The organism is Aurantimonas marianensis, assembly GCF_024195285.1.
Taxonomy (GTDB): domain Bacteria; phylum Pseudomonadota; class Alphaproteobacteria; order Rhizobiales; family Rhizobiaceae; genus Aurantimonas; species Aurantimonas marianensis.
The window spans coordinates 1-21520 of sequence record NZ_JALHBS010000088.1 but is presented as its reverse complement, the minus strand read 5'-3'; the positions used below and the strand labels follow the sequence as shown (position 1 = coordinate 21520).

26 protein-coding genes are annotated in these 21520 nt (G+C 64.7%); 15 read left to right on the top strand and 11 right to left on the bottom strand.

Annotated elements, in window-relative coordinates; translation table 11 throughout:
• From coaD to tgt, 5 genes are all read left to right on the top strand, one after another.
• Positions 1 to 417: pantetheine-phosphate adenylyltransferase (coaD, locus tag MJ956_RS14470; RefSeq protein ID WP_253965149.1), on the top strand; the 417-nt coding region annotated here is incomplete at its 5' end.
• 37 nt (positions 418 to 454) lie between these two features.
• Entirely contained in the window at positions 455 to 1012 is a 558-nt protein-coding gene (locus MJ956_RS14465) for a peptidylprolyl isomerase (RefSeq protein WP_206456259.1), read from the top strand.
• Between the two features lie 135 nt (positions 1013 to 1147).
• The gene (locus MJ956_RS14460; RefSeq protein WP_253965148.1) at positions 1148 to 1618 is read left to right on the top strand and encodes a peptidylprolyl isomerase; all 471 of its coding nucleotides are present in this window, start codon (positions 1148 to 1150) and stop codon (positions 1616 to 1618) included.
• A 127-nt stretch (positions 1619 to 1745) separates the two neighbouring features.
• Entirely contained in the window at positions 1746 to 2837 is a 1092-nt protein-coding gene (gene queA / locus MJ956_RS14455) for a tRNA preQ1(34) S-adenosylmethionine ribosyltransferase-isomerase QueA (protein ID WP_253965147.1), read from the top strand.
• Complete coding sequence (gene tgt / locus MJ956_RS14450; RefSeq protein ID WP_253965146.1) at positions 2834 to 3967, top strand: tRNA guanosine(34) transglycosylase Tgt; 1134 nt, start codon at positions 2834 to 2836, stop codon at positions 3965 to 3967. The genes queA and tgt overlap by 4 nt, the downstream gene beginning before the upstream one ends.
• 5 nt (positions 3968 to 3972) lie before the next feature.
• On the opposite strand, the gene MJ956_RS14445 is transcribed toward tgt, so the two are convergent.
• The 6 genes from MJ956_RS14445 to MJ956_RS14420 form a co-directional block, all read right to left on the bottom strand.
• On the bottom strand, positions 3973 to 4395 hold the full coding sequence (locus MJ956_RS14445) for a DUF4864 domain-containing protein (RefSeq protein WP_253965145.1): 423 nt from the start codon (positions 4393 to 4395) through the stop codon (positions 3973 to 3975).
• Between the two features lie 114 nt (positions 4396 to 4509).
• Complete coding sequence (locus MJ956_RS14440; protein ID WP_253965144.1) at positions 4510 to 4710, bottom strand: hypothetical protein; 201 nt, start codon at positions 4708 to 4710, stop codon at positions 4510 to 4512.
• A gap of 385 nt (positions 4711 to 5095) precedes the next feature.
• A complete protein-coding gene (locus MJ956_RS14435) occupies positions 5096 to 5644 on the bottom strand; it encodes a hypothetical protein (RefSeq protein ID WP_253965143.1) in 549 nt (182 codons plus the stop codon).
• Between the two features lie 270 nt (positions 5645 to 5914).
• Complete coding sequence (locus MJ956_RS14430) at positions 5915 to 6523, bottom strand: rhodanese-like domain-containing protein (RefSeq protein WP_253965142.1); 609 nt, start codon at positions 6521 to 6523, stop codon at positions 5915 to 5917.
• Positions 6524 to 6845: 322 nt separating this feature from the next.
• Positions 6846 to 8186, bottom strand: coding sequence for an ATP-binding protein (locus tag MJ956_RS14425; protein WP_253965141.1), 1341 nt, complete (start codon positions 8184 to 8186; stop codon positions 6846 to 6848).
• Positions 8183 to 8842: a response regulator transcription factor gene (locus tag MJ956_RS14420; protein WP_253965140.1), complete on the bottom strand. Its 660-nt coding sequence runs from the start codon at positions 8840 to 8842 to the stop codon at positions 8183 to 8185. The genes MJ956_RS14425 and MJ956_RS14420 overlap by 4 nt, the downstream gene beginning before the upstream one ends.
• A gap of 144 nt (positions 8843 to 8986) precedes the next feature.
• On the opposite strand from MJ956_RS14420, the gene MJ956_RS14415 reads away from it, so the two are divergent.
• The 7 genes from MJ956_RS14415 (at position 8987) to MJ956_RS14390 (ending at position 15113) form a co-directional block, all read left to right on the top strand.
• Complete coding sequence (locus MJ956_RS14415) at positions 8987 to 9373, top strand: PepSY domain-containing protein (protein WP_253965139.1); 387 nt, start codon at positions 8987 to 8989, stop codon at positions 9371 to 9373.
• On the top strand, positions 9373 to 9504 hold the full coding sequence (locus tag MJ956_RS18825; RefSeq protein ID WP_256477895.1) for a hypothetical protein: 132 nt from the start codon (positions 9373 to 9375) through the stop codon (positions 9502 to 9504). The genes MJ956_RS14415 and MJ956_RS18825 overlap by 1 nt, the downstream gene beginning before the upstream one ends.
• 318 nt (positions 9505 to 9822) lie before the next feature.
• Positions 9823 to 10482: a hypothetical protein gene (locus tag MJ956_RS14410; RefSeq protein ID WP_253965138.1), complete on the top strand. Its 660-nt coding sequence runs from the start codon at positions 9823 to 9825 to the stop codon at positions 10480 to 10482.
• A gap of 221 nt (positions 10483 to 10703) precedes the next feature.
• Complete coding sequence (locus tag MJ956_RS14405; RefSeq protein WP_253965137.1) at positions 10704 to 11231, top strand: hypothetical protein; 528 nt, start codon at positions 10704 to 10706, stop codon at positions 11229 to 11231.
• 197 nt (positions 11232 to 11428) lie between these two features.
• A complete protein-coding gene (locus tag MJ956_RS14400) occupies positions 11429 to 11899 on the top strand; it encodes a DUF2271 domain-containing protein (protein WP_253965136.1) in 471 nt (156 codons plus the stop codon).
• A 21-nt stretch (positions 11900 to 11920) separates the two neighbouring features.
• The gene (locus MJ956_RS14395) at positions 11921 to 14128 is read left to right on the top strand and encodes a PepSY domain-containing protein (RefSeq protein ID WP_253965135.1); all 2208 of its coding nucleotides are present in this window, start codon (positions 11921 to 11923) and stop codon (positions 14126 to 14128) included.
• The gene (locus MJ956_RS14390) at positions 14109 to 15113 is read left to right on the top strand and encodes an FAD:protein FMN transferase (protein WP_253965134.1); all 1005 of its coding nucleotides are present in this window, start codon (positions 14109 to 14111) and stop codon (positions 15111 to 15113) included. Before MJ956_RS14395 ends, MJ956_RS14390 begins: the two co-directional genes overlap by 20 nt.
• A 28-nt stretch (positions 15114 to 15141) precedes the next feature.
• On the opposite strand, the gene MJ956_RS14385 is transcribed toward MJ956_RS14390, so the two are convergent.
• The 3 genes from MJ956_RS14385 to MJ956_RS14380 form a co-directional block, all read right to left on the bottom strand.
• Positions 15142 to 15315: a hypothetical protein gene (locus tag MJ956_RS14385; protein ID WP_253965133.1), complete on the bottom strand. Its 174-nt coding sequence runs from the start codon at positions 15313 to 15315 to the stop codon at positions 15142 to 15144.
• A 127-nt stretch (positions 15316 to 15442) separates the two neighbouring features.
• Positions 15443 to 15568 carry a hypothetical protein gene (locus MJ956_RS18820; protein WP_256477894.1) on the bottom strand — a complete coding sequence of 42 codons (126 nt, stop codon included), beginning with the start codon at positions 15566 to 15568 and terminating at the stop codon, positions 15443 to 15445.
• Positions 15569 to 15583: 15 nt separating this feature from the next.
• Positions 15584 to 15745, bottom strand: a complete 162-nt coding sequence (locus MJ956_RS14380) for a hypothetical protein (RefSeq protein ID WP_253965132.1) — start codon at positions 15743 to 15745, stop codon at positions 15584 to 15586.
• A gap of 275 nt (positions 15746 to 16020) precedes the next feature.
• Here MJ956_RS14380 and MJ956_RS14375 point away from each other — a divergent pair, with 275 nt between their 5' ends.
• The 3 genes from MJ956_RS14375 (at position 16021) to MJ956_RS14365 (ending at position 20040) form a co-directional block, all read left to right on the top strand.
• Complete coding sequence (locus tag MJ956_RS14375; RefSeq protein ID WP_253965131.1) at positions 16021 to 16857, top strand: universal stress protein; 837 nt, start codon at positions 16021 to 16023, stop codon at positions 16855 to 16857.
• Positions 16858 to 16972: 115 nt separating this feature from the next.
• On the top strand, positions 16973 to 18415 hold the full coding sequence (locus MJ956_RS14370; protein ID WP_253965130.1) for a phospholipase D-like domain-containing protein: 1443 nt from the start codon (positions 16973 to 16975) through the stop codon (positions 18413 to 18415).
• Between the two features lie 476 nt (positions 18416 to 18891).
• Positions 18892 to 20040: a ribose-phosphate diphosphokinase gene (locus MJ956_RS14365; protein ID WP_253965129.1), complete on the top strand. Its 1149-nt coding sequence runs from the start codon at positions 18892 to 18894 to the stop codon at positions 20038 to 20040.
• Positions 20041 to 20088: 48 nt separating this feature from the next.
• On the opposite strand, the gene MJ956_RS14360 is transcribed toward MJ956_RS14365, so the two are convergent.
• Both MJ956_RS14360 and MJ956_RS14355 read right to left on the bottom strand, forming a co-directional pair.
• Positions 20089 to 20529 (bottom strand): host attachment protein, encoded by a 441-nt coding sequence (locus MJ956_RS14360; protein WP_256477893.1) that lies wholly within the window; start codon positions 20527 to 20529, stop codon positions 20089 to 20091.
• Positions 20530 to 20682: 153 nt separating this feature from the next.
• A partial coding sequence (locus tag MJ956_RS14355) for a hypothetical protein (RefSeq protein WP_253965128.1) occupies positions 20683 to 21520 on the bottom strand: 838 nt, incomplete at its 5' end.

Below are 21520 nucleotides of genomic sequence, written 5' to 3'. Positions count from 1 at the left end.
ATTTTCGACGAGGTCGTCATCGGCATCGGCGTCCATCCCGGCAAGCAGCCGATGTTCAGCTTCGACGAACGCGCCCGGTTGATCGCCGAATGCGCCGACACGGGCGCCATCGCCGAACAAACCGGCGCGATCCGCGTTGTCGCCTTCGATGGTCTCGTGGTCGATGCCGCGCGTGAAGCCGACGCGGTGGCGCTGGTCCGCGGCCTGCGCGACGGAACCGACCTCGATTACGAGATGCAGATGGCCGGGATGAACGGCGTCATGCGGCCGGAGATTGCGACGATTTTCTTTCCGGCCTCGCCGGCGACAAGGCCCATAACCGCCACATTGGTCCGCCAAATCGCCCTCATGGGCGGGGACGTCACGCCGTTCGTGCCTGGAAACGTCGCGGAAGCGATACGAGGAAAAGTCGCCTGACGCGAACCGCGGGCGCACAATCTGGGAACAATCTCGCATGAAGTTTTTCGCTACACTCGGTCTTGCCGTATCGATCGCCGCCGCTTCCTTTACGGGTCTCGCATCAGCGCAGCAGTCAGATCCCGAAAACACCCTGGTCATTACCACCAAGACCGGCGACATCGAGATCGGCCTTCGCCCGGATCTCGCGCCCGAACACGTCGAGCGGCTCAAGGAGCTGGCGCGCGAGGGCTTCTACGACGGCGTCGTCTTCCACCGGGTCATCGACGGCTTCATGGCCCAGACGGGCGACCCTGACGGCACTGGCATGGGCGGCTCCGACAAGCCGGACCTCAAGGCCGAGTTTTCCGACGAGACCTTCGACCGGGGCACTGTCGGCATGGCCCGCTCGCAGGACCCCAATTCGGCGAACTCCCAGTTCTTCATCATGCTGGCCGATGGCGATTTCCTCGATGGCCAGTACACGATCGTCGGCGATGTCGTTTCGGGCATGGAGAATGTCGACGCCGTCAAGAAGGGCGACCCGGCCCAGAACGGCACGGTGCAGGACCCCGACAAGATGATCAAGGTCGGCGTTGCCGCCGACGGCAAGTAATCTTAACGCCGCCGTGAAGTGACGGCGGCAAACCTTGTGCCCTTGAGCGAATCCGCTTTAAGAGGCTCCATCGACGCGGTCCGGGTAAATCCGGACCGTTCCCGTTTTTGAGACATGGCAAGCAAGGAGAGCAAGATGGCTTACGAAAACCCCGACGATACCCTGGTACTCGAGACGACGAAGGGCCGAGTGGTCATCAAACTGCGGCCCGACCTTGCGCCCGCCCATGTGACACGCGTCAAGGAACTGGCGCGCGAAGGCTTTTACGACGGCGTCGTTTTCCATCGCGTCATCGACGGCTTCATGGCCCAGACCGGCGACCCGACGGGAACAGGCTCCGGCGGCTCCGACAAGCCGGACTTGAAGGCCGAGTTCACGGCCGAGCCGCATAAGCGCGGCACGGTCTCGGCCGCCCGGACCGCCAATCCGAATTCGGCGAATTCCCAGTTCTACATCTGCTTCGACCGGGCCCCCTGGCTCGATCGCCAATACAGCGTCTGGGGCGAGGTCATCGAGGGCATGGACAATGTCGATCAGATCAAGCGCGGCGAGCCGGTGAGCGATCCCGATTCGATCACGACGATGCGCGTGGCGTCCGACCTCTAGCGCTAACAGAGGAAGAGCGGGAACTGGTTTTCCGCGCTTGCTCCGCTCGCGTAGTCAATTCATCTCGTTGAGGACGGCGGGTCTGTGATCCGCCGTCATCGTGTTTCACAGACCCGGCTGACCCAGTATGCGTGTCGATCAGTTCGACTTCGACCTCCCGGAAGACCGTATCGCCTTGCGGCCCGCGTCCCCCAGGGAGAGCGCGCGCTTGCTCGCCGTCGGGGCCGACGGCGTGCTCGGCGACCATCACGTCGGTGATCTGCCGTCGCTGCTTGAACCCGGCGACGTTCTCGTCTTCAACGACACCCGCGTCATCCCCGCGCAGCTTGACGGCGTCCGCCAGCGGCCGGGTGCGCGGGACGGCGAGGGCAGGGCGCGCATTTCCGCGACGCTGCACATGCGCGTCGCGCCTGATCGCTGGCGCGCCTTTCTGCGCCCGGCGAAGCGGGTGCGGGTCGGCGACCGCATTGCCTTCGGCCATGACGAACGCGATGGCCTTGCCGGCACGCTCGATGCGGTCGTCGAGGAACGCGGCGAGGACGGTGAGGCAAGCCTGCGCTTCGCACTCTCGGGCCCGGCGCTCGACCAGGCGATCGCCGCGGTCGGGCACATCCCCCTGCCGCCCTACATCGCCTCGAAGCGGCCAGACGACGAGCGCGACCGGGACGACTACCAGACGATCTACGCCCGGGAGGATGGAGCCGTGGCCGCGCCGACCGCCGGCCTGCATTTCACCCCCGAATTGCTCGACCAACTATCGAAACGCGGCATTCGAGCCGAATATCTGACGCTGCATGTCGGAGCGGGAACTTTTCTGCCGGTCAAGGCGGACGATACCGACGAGCACCGGATGCACGCCGAGATCGGCCGTATCGACGCGGCGACGGCGGAGCGCCTGAACGCCGCGCGCCGGGCTGGCCGCCGCCTGGTCGCTGTCGGCACGACCTCGCTGCGGCTTCTGGAAAGCGCGGCGCGCGACGATGGCATTATCGAACCCTTCGCCGGCGCCACCGACATCTTCATCACCCCCGGCTATCGCTTCAAGGCTGTCGACAGACTGATGACCAACTTCCACCTGCCGCGTTCGACCCTCTTCATGCTCGTTTCGGCCTTTTCGGGCTTCGAGACCATGAAGGCGGCCTACGCCCACGCCATCAAATCGGGCTACCGCTTCTATTCCTATGGCGATGCCTGCCTGCTCGATCGGGTGCCGGCATGAGCGAATCCTTTCAGTTCCGGCTGCTCGCGACCTGTGGCAAGGCGCGGCGCGGCGAAATCACCATGCCGCGCGGCACCGTGCGCACGCCGGCCTTCATGCCGGTCGGAACCGCCGGCACGGTCAAGGCGATGTATCTGGACCAGGTGCGCGAGCACGGCTCCGACATCATTCTCGGCAATGTCTATCATCTGATGCTGCGGCCCGGCGCCGAGCGCGTCGCCCGGCTTGGCGGCCTGCATGAATTTGCCCGCTGGCCGCACCCGATCCTGACCGATTCCGGCGGCTTTCAGGTCATGTCGCTGGCAAAACTGCGCAAGCTCGACGAGACCGGTGTGCGTTTCCGCTCCCATGTCGACGGCTCCGAATACGCGCTGACGCCCGAGCGGGCGATCGAAATCCAGGGGCTCCTGGGAAGCGACATCCAGATGCAGCTCGACGAGTGCATCCGCCTGCCGGCGGAGCGGGCCGAGATCGAACGGGCGATGGAGATGTCGCTGCGCTGGGCCGAACGCTGCGCCACCGCCTTCGGCGACCAGCCCGGCAAGGCGATGTACGGCATCGTGCAAGGCGGCGACGCCATCGACTTGCGGATTCGCTCGGCCGAGCGGCTGGCGGCGATGGACCTGAAGGGCTACGCCGTCGGCGGTCTCGCGGTCGGCGAGCCGCAGGCGGTGATGCTCAAGACTCTCGACGAGACGCTTCCCGTCATGCCGGCGGAAAAGCCCCGCTATCTGATGGGCGTCGGCACGCCGGACGACATCTTGCGGTCCGTGGCGCGCGGTATCGACATGTTCGACTGCGTCATGCCGACGCGCTCGGGCCGGCACGGACTCGCCTTCACCCGCTTCGGCAAGGTGAACCTCAAGAACGCCCGCCACGCGGAGGACACGCGCCCGCTCGACGAGGCCTCGGACTGCCCGGCCTCGCGCGACTACTCGCGCGCCTATCTGCATCATCTGGTGCGCTCGAACGAGGCGCTCGCCTCGATGCTTCTGACCTGGAACAACCTTGCCTATTACCAGTCGCTGATGGCCGGCATCCGGCACGCGATCGAAGCCGGGCGGTTCGCCGATTTCGCCGCGGCGACCGAGGCGGACTGGGCGAGGGGGGACATCCCGCCGCGCGGCTGAGTAGTTCAGGCGGCGAGATCCTCGCCCTTGCGAATCGCGCAGCCGGTGATCTTCATCGACCCGTCACCCTGGCGCTCCAGCGTGTAGCTGGCGATCCAGCTCTGCCCGTTCCGGTCGGTGAGATAGACCTCCTGTCGAAAGCCCGCGCCCTCGGCCTTCAGCGCGCCGAAGACGGTGTTGCTGGACCGGTAGACCGGGTCGTAGCCCGACCGGACCATGCCCATGAAGATTTGCGGCGAGGGAAACATCGCCTGAATGTTCGGTGCGGCATAGGAATAGGCGCTCGCGCCGTCGTCGGACCGGAATGCCTCGAGCTGGCCGGAGATCGCGGCCTGTACATCGAACGCATCGTCCGCGCGGGCCGGGGACGCTAGAACCGTCCCTGTCAGCGCCACCATCGCCATCAGAGTAATCAGCCGAGTCGCCATCGTTTGCTCCCACGAAAAGGATCGGACGATACCGGCGCTGCGGCAAACCGCCGGCGCTCAATTCCGCGTGATGGCGTATGCCACGTTGCTCGCAAGGCCCGGTGGACGCCGGTTTTAACCGTCGTTCGCCGAATTGAGATCTTCAGGTCGCCGGCCTTCGTCCACAGGGACGAAATGGGCCACTACCTTTCGGTGGCTGGTACAGCTCAGCGGGACGATGTCGAGTTCCACCCGCACGCCGAGGTCGGCCGCCGCGTTCAGCGCATCGGTCAGTGCCGCCGCGGATTCCACCACGTTATCGATCGCCGTCTGCATCGTGCCGCCCACGTGCGCTTCGAAAGTTTCTTTTGTCATGGGACTAAAATGGAAATCGAAGGGGGTCAGGACAAGGACGCTCGCGCCGCATCCTCGTTGATAAGATTGAAGCGATGAAGACGGACATCATGGCGCGCATCAAAGCTCCAGGAGACCATGCGCGACTGAGGACAGGCGAGGCGGTGCAGCGGTTGGGAGCCACTACACCGCCTACCTTCCCAACGAGGTCGTGCCCACCGTGAGAAGATTCTTCTTCCGTAACGGAATTTATGCAACCACGCAATCTGACTCGGCTTTCCTCTGGAAGACGCTGACTTCTCGATGCCTGTATGGCGACCGGCCGATATTGGGCATCCCTGGGCGACGATGACCAGCGGACGCGCGATCACTCAGGCCGACGTCCCTCCTGCAGGTCTTGGCCCTTGAGAACCAAACTGAAATACTGCTCCCAACTCGATCGTAGCGACAACAGATTGCCGGTCAGCGCGGAAGATACTCCAGCCAATTGTTCCAAAGTGTCGAGGCTCGCGTCGAAACGCTCGGCGAGGTTCCCCGAAACGTCACCGTTCTTGGTGCTCTCCACGAGCAGCGCAAGCGCCTTTCCGTCGGCAAGGGCCTCCTCGGCCGCCTTGGCGAGTGACTCGAGCAGTGCGCCGCGTTCCGCTTCGAGCGTTTCCACCAGCGGACGTTGCTGCGCGATGGCCCGGGACACGTTCCGCCATTCCCGCGCGCTCTCGTCGAGATCGTCCCGCAGGCCGAGAAATCCGCCAGCGATCCTGCGCGGCAGCCCCACCGGCGTCGGCCCTTTCGGATCGAAGCGATTGGACGAACTCTTCGGCGCCTGCGACACGGCCTTGCCGAATTCGTCGCTCAATTCTCTCTCAAGAGTGTCGGCGATATCGTTCGATGAATTGTCGGTATTGTCTTTGGCCATTTTCGAACTCCGATCCTACCGTCTTAAATAGGCAACGGCTCACGGAGCAATCCACTGAATTGTCGCGAAGTGGTTAATCCAAAGCACGCGTCGGCAAGGAAACTTCGACGTCGAAGCTGATCGATCGCGGCATTACTTGGACGAGCAATGCCATCCACCGCCGCCAACGCCAGACGGCCGCGGTAAAGCAGAGGCGAATCTTCGAACACACGCGGTGTCGCCACGGCGGCCTCCGGCCAGGCATTATTCGGCACGCGGAAGCCGGGCGCCTCACATCGTTCCGCTGACGGTCGTCAGACCCAGTATTTTCCAGGCCTGCATGCCACCGCGATAGTAGAAAATTCGGTCGGCCGGGTAGCCTTCCCTCAACATGGCCTGAATTGCCGTGGGCGATTGCCCACACCAGAGGCCATTGCAATAGAGGGCGACCCGCATCGCGCCGCTGCAATCCCAGGCTCCGGCCGCACCGACGCACCCGAGTTCGTCGAGACGGCCCGCCACTTCGGTGTAGGGAATATGCGTCGAGCCGGGGATCGTTTCCTCCAGGTGCCATTCCAGTGTTCGCGCGTCGATGACGCGGACGTTCTCATCGGCCAGCATATCGAGGAGTTCCAGTTCACCGATGGTCTCGACGCCGTCGGCAGCCCGGGCCGGTTGTATGCAGAAGGGCGGGCATTCGCGAGATGTCTTGGCGTAATAGCCGCTGACCTCGTTGTCCGTGTCCTGGATCCGCTCGATGACGACCGGCCCCTCGTCGGTTTCCACGGTCACGCTAGCCACGTCGGGCCTGATCTTGACGGCCGGCTCCTGGCTCGAAGCAGGAGCCGTCACCGCCACCGTTAGCATGATCGAAACAGCGACGCCGACGAGCCAATGCATGTTATTTCTCCCAAGGCTTCGATACACCGCCAAATTCTTATACCATCGTGTCTTTAAGCCCAACCCCTGCGCAAGGCAGGAGTTCTCGGCATGTCCTGGTGTTCCGGAGGTCGCGAGACAACGCGGGTAGGTGCGGCTTGAGAGGCCGCTTCGAAACCTTGCGAAGACCCGTCTCCCTGGTTCACTACGGACGTCCAGACTTACGGAAATCGGGTGTCTTGTCATTGCGGAGCAACCGCCTCACGCGCGTTTGAACGTGCGGTTGCGAGCTTGAAACGGACTCTGGGGCAGGACCGCCTTCGTCCGCCCGCGGCTGACGCCCTCAGTTCGGTTGCCGACCGATCGGCGCCTGGAACACTGCCGCAAAACCGTCCGCCCGGCCCGGTGCGGGCGAATGCAGCGTAAGCGTCGCCTGCGTTCCGTCCGCGATGGCCTTGGCGATGGACAGGCCCAATCCGCTGCCCTCCGAGATGGCCTGCCCGCGCTCGAAACGCGCCGTGAGCCGCGCTAGCGTTTCGGGTGGAACGACAGGGCCGTCATTGATCACGCGCAGGGTGCGGCCCTTCGTCAGGATAACGTGAACCGGGGCGTCGCCGATGCCGTGGCGCTGCGCATTCTCGATCAGGTTGCGGGCGAGAATCGCAAAGACGTCGGGGTCGATATCCGACAGTATCGGGTCGTCCGGCAGCTCGAGGTCGATGCGCTTTTCTCGGGCGATCCCTTCAAGATCCGAGACGACCATGCGCAGTACGGGGCGCAGGTCCGCCGCTGTGTCGCGCCGCAATCGTCCGCCCTCGGCGCGGGCCAGTTGCATCAGCTTCTCGGACAACCGCGCCAGCCGTTTGAGCGCGGTCTCGATCTCGCCCGCCCGTTGGGCCACGGCGCGATCGGGGATTTCTGTCATTAGCCTTTGGGTCTGGGCCAGCGCCGCCGCCACGGGCGTGCGTAATTCATGCGCGGCATTGGCGGTGAAGTTACGCTCGGCCTCCAGCGTACGCCGCAGCCGGTCCAGCAACTGGTTGACTGCATCCGCGACCGGCAGGATCTCATTTGGAAGCTTGCTGTCGCCGACACTGGACAGATCACGGGCGCCGCGGCTGGCCAGCGCGCGGCTGAACCGGCGAACCGGCCGCAAGCTGCGCCGGACGATCACCAGCACCCCGAGAAGGCTGATCGGAACGACGACGACCAGGGGCAGGGCGAGACCAGCCAACGTCTCGCGCGCCACGTCGGCACGGTGGCTCAATGGCTCGGCGACGGCGATGGTGATCGTCCCTTGCAGCGCCGCGTCGTAGTAGAGCCGGTGCGTCGCGGTCTGGCGGAAGCCCATGCCGTCGAAGGGCGGAAAGACCACGTCCTCGGCCCCGTGCGAGCGTAAGAGCACGCGGTCCCGGTCGTCGCGCACGATGTAGGTGAAGAATTCCTCGTGGCTTCGCAGTGTGGCGATGCGCTGACTGACGCCGGGCTCTTCGCGGCCGATGATATCCATCACCGCCAGCGGCAGGATGCGTTGAGCGGTTTCCTCGAGAGCGGAATCGAACACCTCGTCCATCTCGCCGCGCAGGATGGTTGCCGTCGCCCATGCGGTTGCCAGCCAGAGGAGAGCCAAACCCAGCCCCAATCCCAGCGCCAAACGCCCCTGTAGCGAGCTGGGCCATCTCATGCCGCGCCCAGCCGATAGCCGAAGCCGCGCACCGTCTCGATCCAGTCGCGCCCAAGCTTCTTGCGCAACCGGCTGACATGGACCTCGATCGTGTTGCTCTCGATTTCGGTATCGAAGGAGTAGAGCCGTTCCTCAAGCTGCGCCTTGGACAGGATCTGCCCCGGCCGCTGCACCAGGGCCTCGAACAACACCCATTCGCGGGCAGTGAGGAGCACGGCCTTGCCACCGCGTCGGATGGTTCTTGCCGCAAGGTCGACTTCCAGATCGCCCAGCGTGATCAGCGGGTTGGGATTGCCGGAATAGCGCCGGGCAACAGCGTTCAGTCGCGCCGAGAGCTCGGAGAGATCGAAAGGTTTGACCATGTAGTCGTCGGCGCCAGCGTTCAAGCCCTCGATCCTGTCGCTGATCTGGTCGAGCGCGGTCAGGATGATCACCGGCGTCACATCGCCTCGCACCCTCAAGGCCCGCAAAAACGGCTGGCCGCGCCCATCCGGCAGCATCAGATCCAGCAAGATCAGGTCGTAGACCGCCACTTCGAGATATTCGCTCGCTGCGTCGAGCCGCGTCGCCCAGTCGACGGAATGGCCGTCGGCGGCGATCTGGTCGCGTACCGCCGCACCCAGCACCGTGTCGTCCTCGATCAGCAGCACACGCATGTCGCTCCGGTCCAATCCATCCCGCCGCTTCCGTATCCCGCGCGAAACTTACAGGCACCTGACGTGACGAGCGGGCCTGCTTCAGGTCGCCGTCAGAATAGCGCGCGACAAGGGCGCATCACCACCGGTTACCGGAGACGGAAGATGAAGAAATCCCTGATGGCCGTCGTATTCCTGTCGGGCTTTGTCGCGGCCGGTGCCGCCCATGCCGACGACGACGATTGCGATGTCCCCATGGCCAATTGGCAACCGCGCGAGGCGGTCCAGAAGATGGCCGAGGCGCAGGGCTGGACCGTGCGCCGGATCAAGGCCGATGACGGCTGCTACGAGATCGATGGCCGCGACCTGCAGGGTCGTGAGATCGAGGTCACGGTCGATCCGGGCACGCTGGCAATCGTCGAGATGGAATATGAAGAGGAGGACGACGATGGCCGCCGGAGGGATAAGAACGCCGCCCCCGCCGCAACGATGGCACCGTCGAACAATGGTCTGTTCGCGCCGGGCGGCAAGTCCGGCGTCGCCATCGACTGATGATCCCCGTCTGGGATCCGATGGGGCGCCTGTTCCACTGGGCGCTGGTGGTAACCTTTGCGATCGCCTGGTTAACGGCGGACGAGCTTCCGCGGACGCACGGTCTCGCCGGCTACGTCGTGGACCGCTGAAGGAAGTGCACGAGAGGCTCGCCAACCTGATGCTCCTCCTCGTTGCGCGGCCCGCAGGAAGCGTGGTGCTCGGCTCCCTCCGCCATCACGAGAACCTCGCGCGAGCCATGATCACGGGCGACAAGCGCGCGCCCCGCCCTGGCGGTATCGCCTGTCCCTGTTCTCAAGTGCCGCGTGCCCCTCGGCTTGGAGTGAGCCTGCCTGCGTGGCGGGGCCTTTTTTCCTGACGCCAGGCTGAAGCAGAAACGTCTGCGTTGTCAGCTAGCGCTCAGGTGGCGTCCCCAGATTGACCTTATCGGTTCAAAGGAGACCCACACCATGAAAACGGATCCAGGAAAAGGCACGCTTCTATCGAAGGCAACGATCATGCGGGCGCCACTCATTGTTTCCGCTGCCGCATCTATGTTGGCCGTGGCGGCATCGGCGGCCCCTTCTGAAGCTCCGTACGTGCTGAGCGCGCCGCACGCGGACTTCCTCATGCAGTTGGAGGATGCTGCCGCTGCGCCGAGCCAGATCGGCGCTGCTGCTCGCGCCGCAGCGGATCTGTTCGGCCAACATGCCGAAGCGGAGGAGGCGGTGATCCTGCCGCTCCTGGCGCTTACGGAAGCTGTTGCGGGGGGAAAGGCTGTGGCCGACCTCCCGCGGGTACTGACGAGCCGGGAAGGTTTGGACGCGGAACTGCCTCTCCTGCTTGACGCGCAGATCGAGGTCGTCGGCGCGTTGGTTGAGCTCTTCGCCGTGGCAAAGGCGGAAGTCCGGCCGGAGGTTTCGCGTCTTGCCGAACAGATAATCTGGCATGAGATGACGGATATCGAAGTCCTCTATCCGGCAGCTGTTCTCGTCAATTCGTCTGTTGAGGCGCGTTTGGTCGAGGCAGAGTCGGCGAAGATCCCGATCGGTCCGGCGCCGCTCTATGGCCGTGACCCGATCCCGATGATGGGGCTGGGTAACCCGCACGCGCTCAGCGCCGCTCAATGAGACAGCTGCGCTTGTGCAACCGCGTCATGGTCAAGGCCGGCCAACGTCTTCGGCCGGCCTGCCTTGGATTGCGACTGACCGCGTTCGTCGGAGGCATTCGAGACCACATCCTGTGCAGCTATCCCCCGCAACTATCCGGATTGTTGGCGGCTGAAGCGCATTACCCGCAACGCGGCTGCGCATATCGGTCCTGAACCAGGGGCGAGGGCGCCTACCGAACCTTGCTCGACTGTGTGGGATTTCCTCCTGCGGGCGAAGCTGACGGCCAGCTGAAGCAGATTTTCCCGATCCGTCAGGTTCCGATCATCCGGGAACTTCAGGATCGAATTCATCGCAACAATGATGGGAGCCATCACATGAAAGCCGCTCTTGCCCTGCTGGCCGCAACGACCGCCCTTGGCGCGGTTCTGGCCCTCTCCGCCACCGGATGGGCCTCAAATTCCGGTGCGGTCTCCGGACCCGAGCCCGTGCGGGGCGCCACTGCGTCATCAAACGGGTTGCCGGTCCTCTTGGCCGACAACCGATCGGATGACGACGACGATCGCCGACCGCGCCGCCGCGACGATGACGACGATGACGACGATGACGACGATGATGACGATGATGATGATGATGATGATGATGATGATGATGATGATGAAGGCCGCGGTGCCACGCCCCGCCGGAATGCGGCCCCCGCCGGAGCGGCCGCCCCGCCCGCAAACGGCTTGTTCGGAACCGGCCCGGCCCCGCAGGTTCAGGTGAACTAAGCCTTACATCTCGTTTCTTCCTGCCTCCTGCCAAGGCCCCGCCGCCGCGTTCCGGTGGCGGGGCCTTTGCGTGTCGGCGGTGGCGGATCGTCGAGAAAGCTGACGGCAAGCTGAAGACAACCGGCGCTGAGCGTCAGGAAGGGATCAGCAGGGACAGGCAAACCTGCCTGATCCGAGCCTTCCTAAGGAGAATCCCCATGAAGTCGCTTTTGTCCGCTCTTGCCTTGACGACGGCCATAGCCGTGCCGGGGCTGGCTCTGGCCAGACCGGTCACGCTGACCGCCAATATGAACGACTATGGCGGCGACGGCGCCTATCTTGCGCTTTACGTCACCGACGCGCAGGGCACCTATCTGGGCAGCCTCTGGATGGCCGGTGGCAAGTCGAAATATTACCAGCATCTGAGCGACTGGCATCGCGCGACGGGCGGCGATCCGGCCGAGATCAATGGGATCACGGGGGCCAGTGTGGGCGCGGGGCGCCAGCTGAAGATCACGCTCGATCTGGCCGATGCGCTGTTCGACGCGGGGTATGAACTACACATCGACGCCTCTGTCGAGGATATGCGCGACAGCCCGTCGGAGGTGGTCGTGCCGCTGACCAGCGCGGACGCGGGCAAGCCCGTTCCGGGCCGCCGCTACATCCGCGATTTCACCTACGACATGTAAGCCGGCGAGAGGGAGCCTGTCATGCTGCGTGCTCTGCACAAATTTCCTGGGCTCGTCGCGGCGCTGCTGATCGTGGTTCTCACGCTCAGTGGCGCGGTGCTGTCCGTCCTTCCCGCGCTCGAGGTAGCGCAGGCTCCGGCACAAACCGAAACCGATCTGGCCGTGGCCGCGCTCGCCGACCGCGTGGCCGCCGCCTATCCCGGCGTGGAGCAGATCCGCCGCGCGCCCTCGGGGCGGATCACCGCCTTCTATTTTGACGGTGGCCGTCCCGGCGCGGTGGTGATCGATCCGGCGACGGGCGAAGGTGTCGCCGATTACGAATCGTCTTCCTTCCAGCGTTGGATGACCAATCTGCACCGCTCGCTGTTCCTGGGCGATGTCGGACGCCTGACTGCCGCTGCCGGGGCAGGGTCGCTTCTGGTATTGTCGATCTCCGGCGTGATGTTGACAGCGCGACGGGTTGGCGGCTGGCGGCGGGTCTTTTCGCGCCTGCGCGGCCCGCTTGCGGGGCGGCTGCATGTCGAGGTCGCGCGGCTGACGGTGATCGGTCTGCTGCTCTCCTCCGTCACGGCGCTTTTCATGACGGCCGACACCTTCGGCCTCATCCCCGGCGAAAGCGTCACGGCATTCCCGACCGAGGTCAGCGGACGGGTCGGCGCGGCGCCCGGTGCCATGCCTCTGCTGCGTGAAACGCCGGTGGCAAGCCTGCGGGAGCTGACCTTTCCCTATGAGGGTGACCCGACGGATGTGTTCACGCTCAAGACCAGCACTGGCGAGGGCTATCTCGATCAGGGCACCGGCGCCACGCTCGCCTGGGCCGATTTCGGCGCATGGCAGCGCCTGAACCAGACCGTCTACATGCTGCACACCGGGCAGGGCGCGGCCTCACTGGGGCTGATCCTCGGGCTGATGGCGCTTGGCGCGCCGGTCATGGCGGCCACCGGCGTGATCCTCTGGGCGCAAGCCCGCCGCGCCCGGCCTCGGATCACAGGGAACGCGGTTGCCGGCCAGGCCGACGTGATTCTTCTGGTCGGCAGCGAGGGTGGCAGCACCTGGGGGTTCGCCGCGACACTGCATGACGCGCTCACCCAGGCCGGCCACAAGGTCTATACGGGAGCGATGGCACAGTTTTCACCCGGCAGGTACAAGCGCGCCGAACGGGTGATCCTGCTGGCCGCCACCTATGGCGACGGCGCCGCCCCGGCCTCGGCCGCCGGATTTCTCGAGCGGCTGGAAGCCGTGCCGCGGACCCAAACCCTGCCGCTGGCCGTTCTTGGCTTCGGCGATCGGCAATTCCCCCAATTCTGTGGCTACGCCGTCGAGGTGGCACGCATCGCGGCGGATGGAGGCTGGCCCGAACTGCTGCCGATAGCGACGGTGAACCGTCAGTCGCCGCAGGAATTCGCCCGCTGGGGCCGCGCCCTTGGCGAGGCGCTCGCTCATCCGCTGGAATTGTCGCACAGCCCCGTGAACCCGCGCGCTCATGCGCTGACCCTGATCTCGCGCCGCGAATATGGGGCCGAGATGCAGGCCCCCGCCGCGATCCTGCGCTTCGCCGTGCCGAAATCCGGAGTGCTCGAGCGCCTGGCCGGACACGGGTTTGCCCGGTTCTCGCCAGGCGACCTGCTGGGGATATTGCCCGAAGGCTCGGCCATTCCGCGCTTTTATTCGCTGGCCTCGCGCCGACGTGACGGCTTCATCGAGATCTGCGTCAGCCGGCATCCCGGCGGGCTTTGCTCCGGCCAGCTTCTCGACCTGCAACCGGGCGACAGCATACCGGGCTTCATCCGTCGCAACCCCGCCTTCCGGCCCGCACGAAACCGCAAGCCGGTAATCTTGATCGGCGCCGGCACCGGCATCGGCCCGCTTGCCGGTTTCGCTCGGGCCAATTCAAGGCGCCGGCCGATGCACCTGTATTTCGGCGCGAGGCATCCCGACAGCGATCTTTTCTATGGCGAGGAAATGCGCGATTGGCAGGAGGATGGCCGGTTGACCTCGGTGACGACGGCTTTTTCGCGCGGCGTCTCCCGCGCCTATGTGCAGGATGCGCTGCGCGCCGACGGCGCGCGGATCGCCCACTTGATCGGTGACGGCGCGCAGGTGCTGGTCTGCGGTGGTCGCGAGATGGCCGCCGGCGTCGCGGAGGTACTCTCCGACATTCTTGCTCCGAGCGGAATGACCCCGGCGCTTCTCAAGGTGGAGGCACGCTATGTTGAAGACACCCATTGACCGCGTGCGCCACGCGATGAATGGGCCAACGATGGGAACGCGCTGGTCGGCGCTATTCGATGCATCTACTGCTACCGACTCTTTCCCGATCCGTCGCGCATTGGCCGAAGACGTGGAACTGGTGGATCGCCAGATGTCTACCTGGACGCCCGCTAGCGACCTGATGCGCCTCAATCGCGCCCCGGTGGGCGAATGGGTTTCGGTGCCCCCCGAACTGATGGAGGTTTTGGCCCGCGGCCTCGAGATCGGCCGGCAGTCCGGCGGCGCCTTTGATGTCGGCATGGGCGATGTCGTCGCCGCCTGGGGATTCGGGCCGCGGCATACGGACCCGCAGGCGATGCGGGCCGCCTTGGGTACCGCCCGCGCTTCGGCGCATGAGGTGCTCGAGCTTGACCGCGATGAACTGAAGATTCGCAAACACGCGCCCATGACGCTGGACCTGTCGGGCATCGCCAAAGGCTACGCGGTCGATCGCATGATGGCGGTGCTTGGACGCTTCGAGATCACCGATGCCCTGGTGGGCCTTGATGGCGAAATGCGCGCATGCGGTCAGCGCCCCGATGGCCGCCCCTGGACGGTAGCGCTGGAGCGTCCCGATTTCGAGAAGCGCGCGCCGCTCTCGGTCCTGGAACTGGCGGATTGCGCGGTCGCGACTTCCGGTGACTATCGACACTGGCTTGAACTTGGCGGACGGCGCCTGTCCCACACCATGGACCCGGCCCTTGGCGGCCCGGCCACGGGATCGCCCGCCTCGGTCACCGTGCTGGGGAAAAGCTGCATGGACGCGGATGCCTGGGCCACGGCTCTCATGGTGCGCGGGCTGCGCGCGGGGCAAGAGCTTGCAGGACATCGCGGATTGAAGGCGATCTTCATCGAACGTGTCGGCGAAACTCTGCGACAAAGCGTCGTTGGATGGACGAACGGGGATGAGTATCGACCTCCGGACTCCTCGGGCGCGATTCCAGAACTCTCTTTCGCATCCTAGACTGGATCGCGAAGCGGGACGAAAAAGCTTACCTCTCCTTCCGGACACCCTTGAACGGGGTGTCGTCCTTCTTGCCGTCCACGAACCTGCCGGTTTCGCTGGTCCGTTTGGTCCAGATGTCCGTCTTCGGATTGTGAACCTGCGAGCGGCCGCGAACCGCGCCTTTGCGATGACCGTCGCCGGTCGGTGGGTTGGTGGCCATCCCCTTCTTCCGATTCACGTTCCGAGCTCATCGTCAACGTTCTGCGCGGCGGTCAAAAGGAATGCGGCCCGATCCTTGTCCGGATCGAGCCGCATATCAGCATTGGTCAATCGATTGGTTGAAAGGTCTACTCTTCTGAAGTTGACAGGATCGCGTTGATCAGCGCGTTGCCGTGGTCGGCTATGAACGCCTCCCAGACGGGCTTGATCGCTTCCCGAAAAGCCTCGCCGTCGCCGTCACGATTGACATCCATGCCCTCGGATTCAAGCTAAGCGATTATCTCGTCCTCCTTGGATATGCTGAGCTGACGCTGCATGTCGACCGCTTCCCTGGCGACATCGAGGACGATTTCTTTCTGTGCATCGGAAAGGCTGTTGTACTTGTCGACGTTCACCGCGACCGCCAGCGGCTCCAATCCGTAGAACCGCACCGGTGGCAGGCCGAACCATTCGCGTGGTGTCCGCCCCAGCGCTTGGGACGTGCAAGGAGCTTTGACGGAAGCGGTTGACGTCGATCAATACCAAGATGGCGCGAAACGTTTCTGATGGTTGGATTGCGAAGCGGATGTGCCAGTCGCAGCTCGGCACGCCGTATAGCGGGGTGACCACGTCAGGTGGATCCGGGAGGTGAAACGGGAAGGATATCCAGGATTCGTCGATCACCGGGATTATCGCGACCGCTTTTTTCAGGCGTCAGGAGCCGTGCATGAGTTATGCCTCGATCTTGGTACATGTCGAGAACGCCGAGGCGTCCTCCGACGCGCGTCTCGAACTCGCTGCCACGCTTGCCCAACGTTTCGACGCGGCTCTGATCGGAGCCACCGCCGCCACGTTCCGTCCACCGCCGGTCGACGCGTTCGGCGGTGTGGTGTTTGTCGATGTCCTCGCCGACGAACGAGAGCAGATCGCCGCCGAACTGCGAGACGCCGAAGCGCGATTTCGTTCACATTGTGCCAGCCGGACCTTCGCGACGGAATGGCGCGCCGCGATTGATATGCCCGCCGAAATGCTGGCCCGCGAAGCCCGTTCGGCCGATCTCATCGTTATCGGGCGTGATCTGGATCGCCAGCGCGCCGACATTTACCGGGCCGCCGATCCCGGCTCGGTGATGATGGCAGCCGGTCGACCGGTCGTCGTCGTCCCGGCGGGCACCAGCGCGCTTTCTGCCGAGCATGTGGTCATCGCCTGGAAGGACACCCGCGAGGCGCGCCGGGCGCTGTGGGATGCGTCGCCCTTTCTGCGGGCCGCGGCGACGGTCCATGTCGTGGAGGTCGCCCCGGAATCGGAATTAGACGCCGCCCAAGCGCGCACTGGTGATGTCATCCGTCATCTCGATCGTCATCAGATCAAGGCGCGCTCGGATGTGCGCGTACAGCGGGAGGCGTCCGTGGCCGACGAACTCATCCTGGTTGCCGAGCAGAACGGGGCCGATCTCATTGTCGCAGGCGGATATGGCCATGCGCGTTTGCGAGAATGGGTCTTTGGCGGCGTCACCCACGACCTGCTGCGTCGCTGTCCGAAATGCTGCCTCCTATCCCATTGAGCCATCCGGAGGTCGACGAACTGCCTCGTATTTGGTGGCCCATCGCACTCGGTCGCACCGATCGCCGGCTCGGGCTTGCCCGCACGGCAGGCAAACCAACAAGCGCTGAAAACACATGACCTGGAACACCTCCCTCCTGCGGGATTCCGACACATGCTGGCGGGTTGAGAATGCGACAAGGATTGCGCTCCTGGTCGACGGCTGGGCGTACCTGCCAGCCATGCGCGCCGCTATGGAGCGGGCCAAGCATTCCATTCTCCTTATCGGATGGGACTTCGACGCGCGTGTGCCTTTGGGGGCCCCCACCGACGAGAATGGAGGTGGCGAACCGCTCTGCGATCTGATGACGCGTCTATTGGCGCGAACCCCAGATCTCGACGTCCATATTCTGATCTGGAAGATGGCGATGGGTTACAGCGTCCAACGACGGGACAGTCCCCAGCGCACGGCGCGATGGCTGCCCCGAGATCGTCTGGAATATCGGCTGGACGGCGGCCATCCGGTCGGTGCTTCGCACCATCAGAAAATACTGGTCGTTGACGACAGCGTCGCATTTTGCGGAGGCTCGGACTTCACGCGCAACCGCTGGGACACCTCCTTGCACCTGGCCGTCGATCGCCGTCGCCGCACGCTCGACGGGAGTCTCTACAACCCTCGTCATGAGGTGATGCTCGCCGTCGCCGGGCCAGCGGCGGCGGCACTTGGTGAACTGGCGAGACGACGTTGGCGTCGGGCCACCGGTGTTCAACTTCCGCAGCCGGTGGCCGAAACGACGGCGTGGCCCGAAAGTCTCGCATCCGACATGAGCGACGTCAGATTGGGGATTGCCCGGACTGAGCCCGCCGACAGGCGGGCGACTGCCGTGAGGGAAGTGGAAGCCCTCTATCTCGCGGCGATCGCCGTTGCCGAACGTTGGATCTATCTGGAGAATCAGTATGTCACGTCACCTGTCATCGCCAACGCCTTGGCACAACGTCTCGGAGAGCGGGACGGGCCGGAAATCGTCATCCTGTGCCCGGCCCGAAGCGCTGGAATCTTCGAACGCTTGGCCATGGAGCGCCCTCGCATCCCCCTGATCCACTCGCTCCGTGGCAAGGACATTCACCAACGGTTGCGGGTCTTCGCCCCCATGGCCGCGATCGATCTGCCGATCACGGTGCATTCCAAGCTGATGGTCGTCGATGATCGGTTTTTGAGAGTTGGATCCGCCAATCTCAACAACCGGTCACTCGGCCTCGATACGGAATGCGACGTGGCGATCGAGGCCGGAGCGGACGATCCTGCAGCGAGACGGCGAATTCGGATGCTTCTGAGCCGGCTCGTGGCCGAACATGTCGGTGCCTCCGCGGAGGTCTTCGCCGCCGAGCTGGAGCGATCGGGCAGTCTGATCGCGACGACTACTCTGCTCAACCGACCAAAGGGAAGGCATCTCGATCCATTTCCGGCGTTGCAGCCGGGCTGGCTCGATCGATTGCTTGCGCGGGCGCATTGCTTCGATCCGTTCGACGCGGCCGACAATTGGCGGCCATGGCGTCGTCTCCGGGGCCGACCACGCTAATCGCCGGAACCTGGACCAGGCCGGCTCTTGACCGAGATCAATGTCTGCGCTGGACGTCCGGGCGAGCCTGCTTTGCATGCACATCGTCAGCACGAAGGAGGCCGACGCCGGTGACGACACTCGCACAGACACCCGTTCCCCTCCGGCGGCTGTTTCGTCGTCTCGACTTCGCCCCCGTTCCCACCGACGATTTCCTGGGGCGCCTGCTCGCGGTCTGGCAAGCGCGACGAGACGAACTGATATTTCCGTCGGAAAGGGATCTCGACATTGAGGAACTCGACCCAGAAGGCAAGTGTGCTTTCGTATATGGCGTGCCGCAGCAGGGGCTAAATTATACGCTTCGTTCGGGCGCCAAATCGTTAGATGCGGTGCTCGGGCACTGCGAGGTCGGGGCGAGCTTGGCCGCCGCGCCACGCCGTCGCGGGGCGGTACGGCTCAGGCGTTTGTTCGAAGTCGTCCGACAAGCAGGCGAACCCTTGCTCGCGGAATTTACGCTCGACGAGGCGGGCGGCGAGCCGAACGCGGCCGAGATCCTGCTGGCGCCGCTCTCCGAGGACGGCCATACCGTCGACGCGATTGTCGGCGGGCTATCGCTTCGCCCGATGAAAGCGGACGGATCGAGCCCTAAACGACGTGCCGTGGTCCGCCCGGACGGTCCGATGCTGTTCGCCCTCGGTTCCAGCGCAGCCTTCGGAGAGCGTGTGGCCCGACGTCTCGGCATCATGCTTGCGCCGCACGAGGAACGGTTTTTCGAGGACGGCGAGCACAAGGCGCGGCCGCTTTCCAGCGTTCGTGACCGCGACGTTTATGTCTTCGACAGCCTCACCGGCGATTCGCGGCACACAAGCAACGACAAGCTGTGCCGGATGCTCTTCTTCATCGGCGCTCTGAGGGACGCGGGCGCCGGTCGGGTCACCGCCATGGTCCCTTATCTCTGCTATTCCCGCAAGGACCGGCGGACCAAGAGCCGCGACCCGGTCACCACCCGCTATGTCGCCCAACTGTTCGAGGCCGTCGGGACGGATCGCCTGATGACCATGGAGATTCATAATCTCGCCGCCTTCCAGAACGCCTTTCGCCATCCGACGGTCCATCTCGACGCCAATAGCGCCTTCGTCGGTCATTTCGCGGCGGAGATCGGGGACGCCCCGGTTGCGGTCGTCTCGCCCGATCTCGGCGGCGCCAAGCGGGCGGAGATTTTTCGCGAGCGGCTCGAAACGACGCTCGGCCGTCCCGTCGCGAAGGGCTTCATGGACAAGCAGCGCAGTGGTGGTGTCGTGACGGGGGAGCTATTCGCCGGGGATGTCGATGGCCGCATGGTGGTCGTGGTCGACGATCTGATCAGCACCGGGACGACGATGGCGCGGGTCGCGGCGGTCTGCCGCGCCAAAGGCGCGACGAGGGTTTCGGTCGCTGCGACCCATGGCCTGTTCACCGGTGGTGCCGATGCGCTCTGGGGCGAGGCGGCGATCGATGACGTCGTGATCACGGACACCGTGAAGCTGCCCGCGCTCGACGCTGGCGCGGTCGCAAACCGCCTGGTCGTGCTGGAGACGGCGGATATTTTCGCCGATGCCATCACGGAGTGTAGTCGTGCGGAGTTCGGCATTCATCGTCGGCCCTGACGCGTCGGGACGATTACGTCCCGAGCGGAGAATGCCGGCGTGCGGGCTTCAGCTCAGACGACGCTGGATTTCGCTGACCGGCTGCTTCGTAAGGTCCTTGTCGATCTCGGCGACGATCAGCTTGCGGACCGCTTCGGTGAAACATTCTCGCAAGGTCGCAAGCATCTTCGGCGGCGCCACGACGATCAGCGCCTTCAGGTCTTCCCGTGCGCGGATCTGGTCGATCTCCTCGGCCACATCGGATGCGAACGCCGCTTCGGCTGCTGCATGCCAGTCGGTCTGCCCGACGGCGCTGCGCCGTCCCTGGGTCCGCGTTCTGCCGGGCTCGTCGCTTCCCTGCTCGCTGGTGGGCGGGTTGTCCGGCGCTTCGAGAACGTGCTCGACCGTCAGATTCGGATTGAACGGGCCGCCTTCGTTTCTGAGAACAAGGGCTTTGCGCCCGTCGGCGACGAGAACCCGCGCATGGTGCGGGATTTTGACCGGGGTCATGGCGATGACCCTTTCTGCGTCTGGTGATCCGGGATCACAGGGTAGTCGCATTTGGCGACGCCTGGCATTGACAAGGATCATGTCCGCTCGCTCCCATGTGGCGATCCGACCGTGCCCTTGCCCCCAGGGCAGCCGGGCGACAACCCCGCCCGGCTATCGCAGGGATTCCTCGGCCACAGCGAGGTATCGGCTGGCGAGCGGTTCCCACTTGGCCGGTTCCCGTGGCGCGGCGTCGAGAAGATGGGCGAGCGAGAGCCGGGCGCGCAACACCGCGCGAAAAGCGGTGTAGAACGCGACCAATCGCGGCGGCGGGTGATCGCCGAGTTGGTTCGCGACCCGCTCGACGAGCTTCGGTCCGATGGCCGGCACGCCCAGTATTCGGCATTCCAGGCCGAGAAAGGCCAATTCGTCGAACGGATCGACGAGGCGCAATTCCGGACTGAATTCGAGGCAATCGAAGACCACGATCGGGTCAGTCAGGCAGATGTGCTCCGGTCGCAGGTCGCCGTGCCCCTCGACGATCCGACCGGTGCGCGCCCGCTCCTCGATCAGCGGGTGGTCTTCCGTCATTCTCTGGTCGAGCCGGTCCAGGATTGTGGGAAGGCGCGCGGGGTCCACCGCGAAGGCGCGGTTTGTCAGGATCGCCCGATTTTCCGCCTGCTGCGCCATGAGACGGCCGACATAGGCAGCCGGATCGACGGCCGGGTGGTGAGCTCTACGGTAGAACCGCGCCAGGAGATCCGCGATCTGGTCGGTTTCGGGCGCGCCGATCCGCTCTTCTTGAAGCATCCGGTCGAACATCCGCTCTGCCGGCAGGCGTCGCATTACCACAAGCCAGTCGACCACGGTTCCGCAGCCGTCCAGCGCCAGCACGCCGGCGTCGTCCTGGGTCAAGGGCACGATTCCCAGATAGGTCTGCGGCGCGAGCCGCCGGTTGAGGCGGACTTCCTCGCGGCAATTGGCCTCGCGGGTAGCCAATGTGGTGAAATCC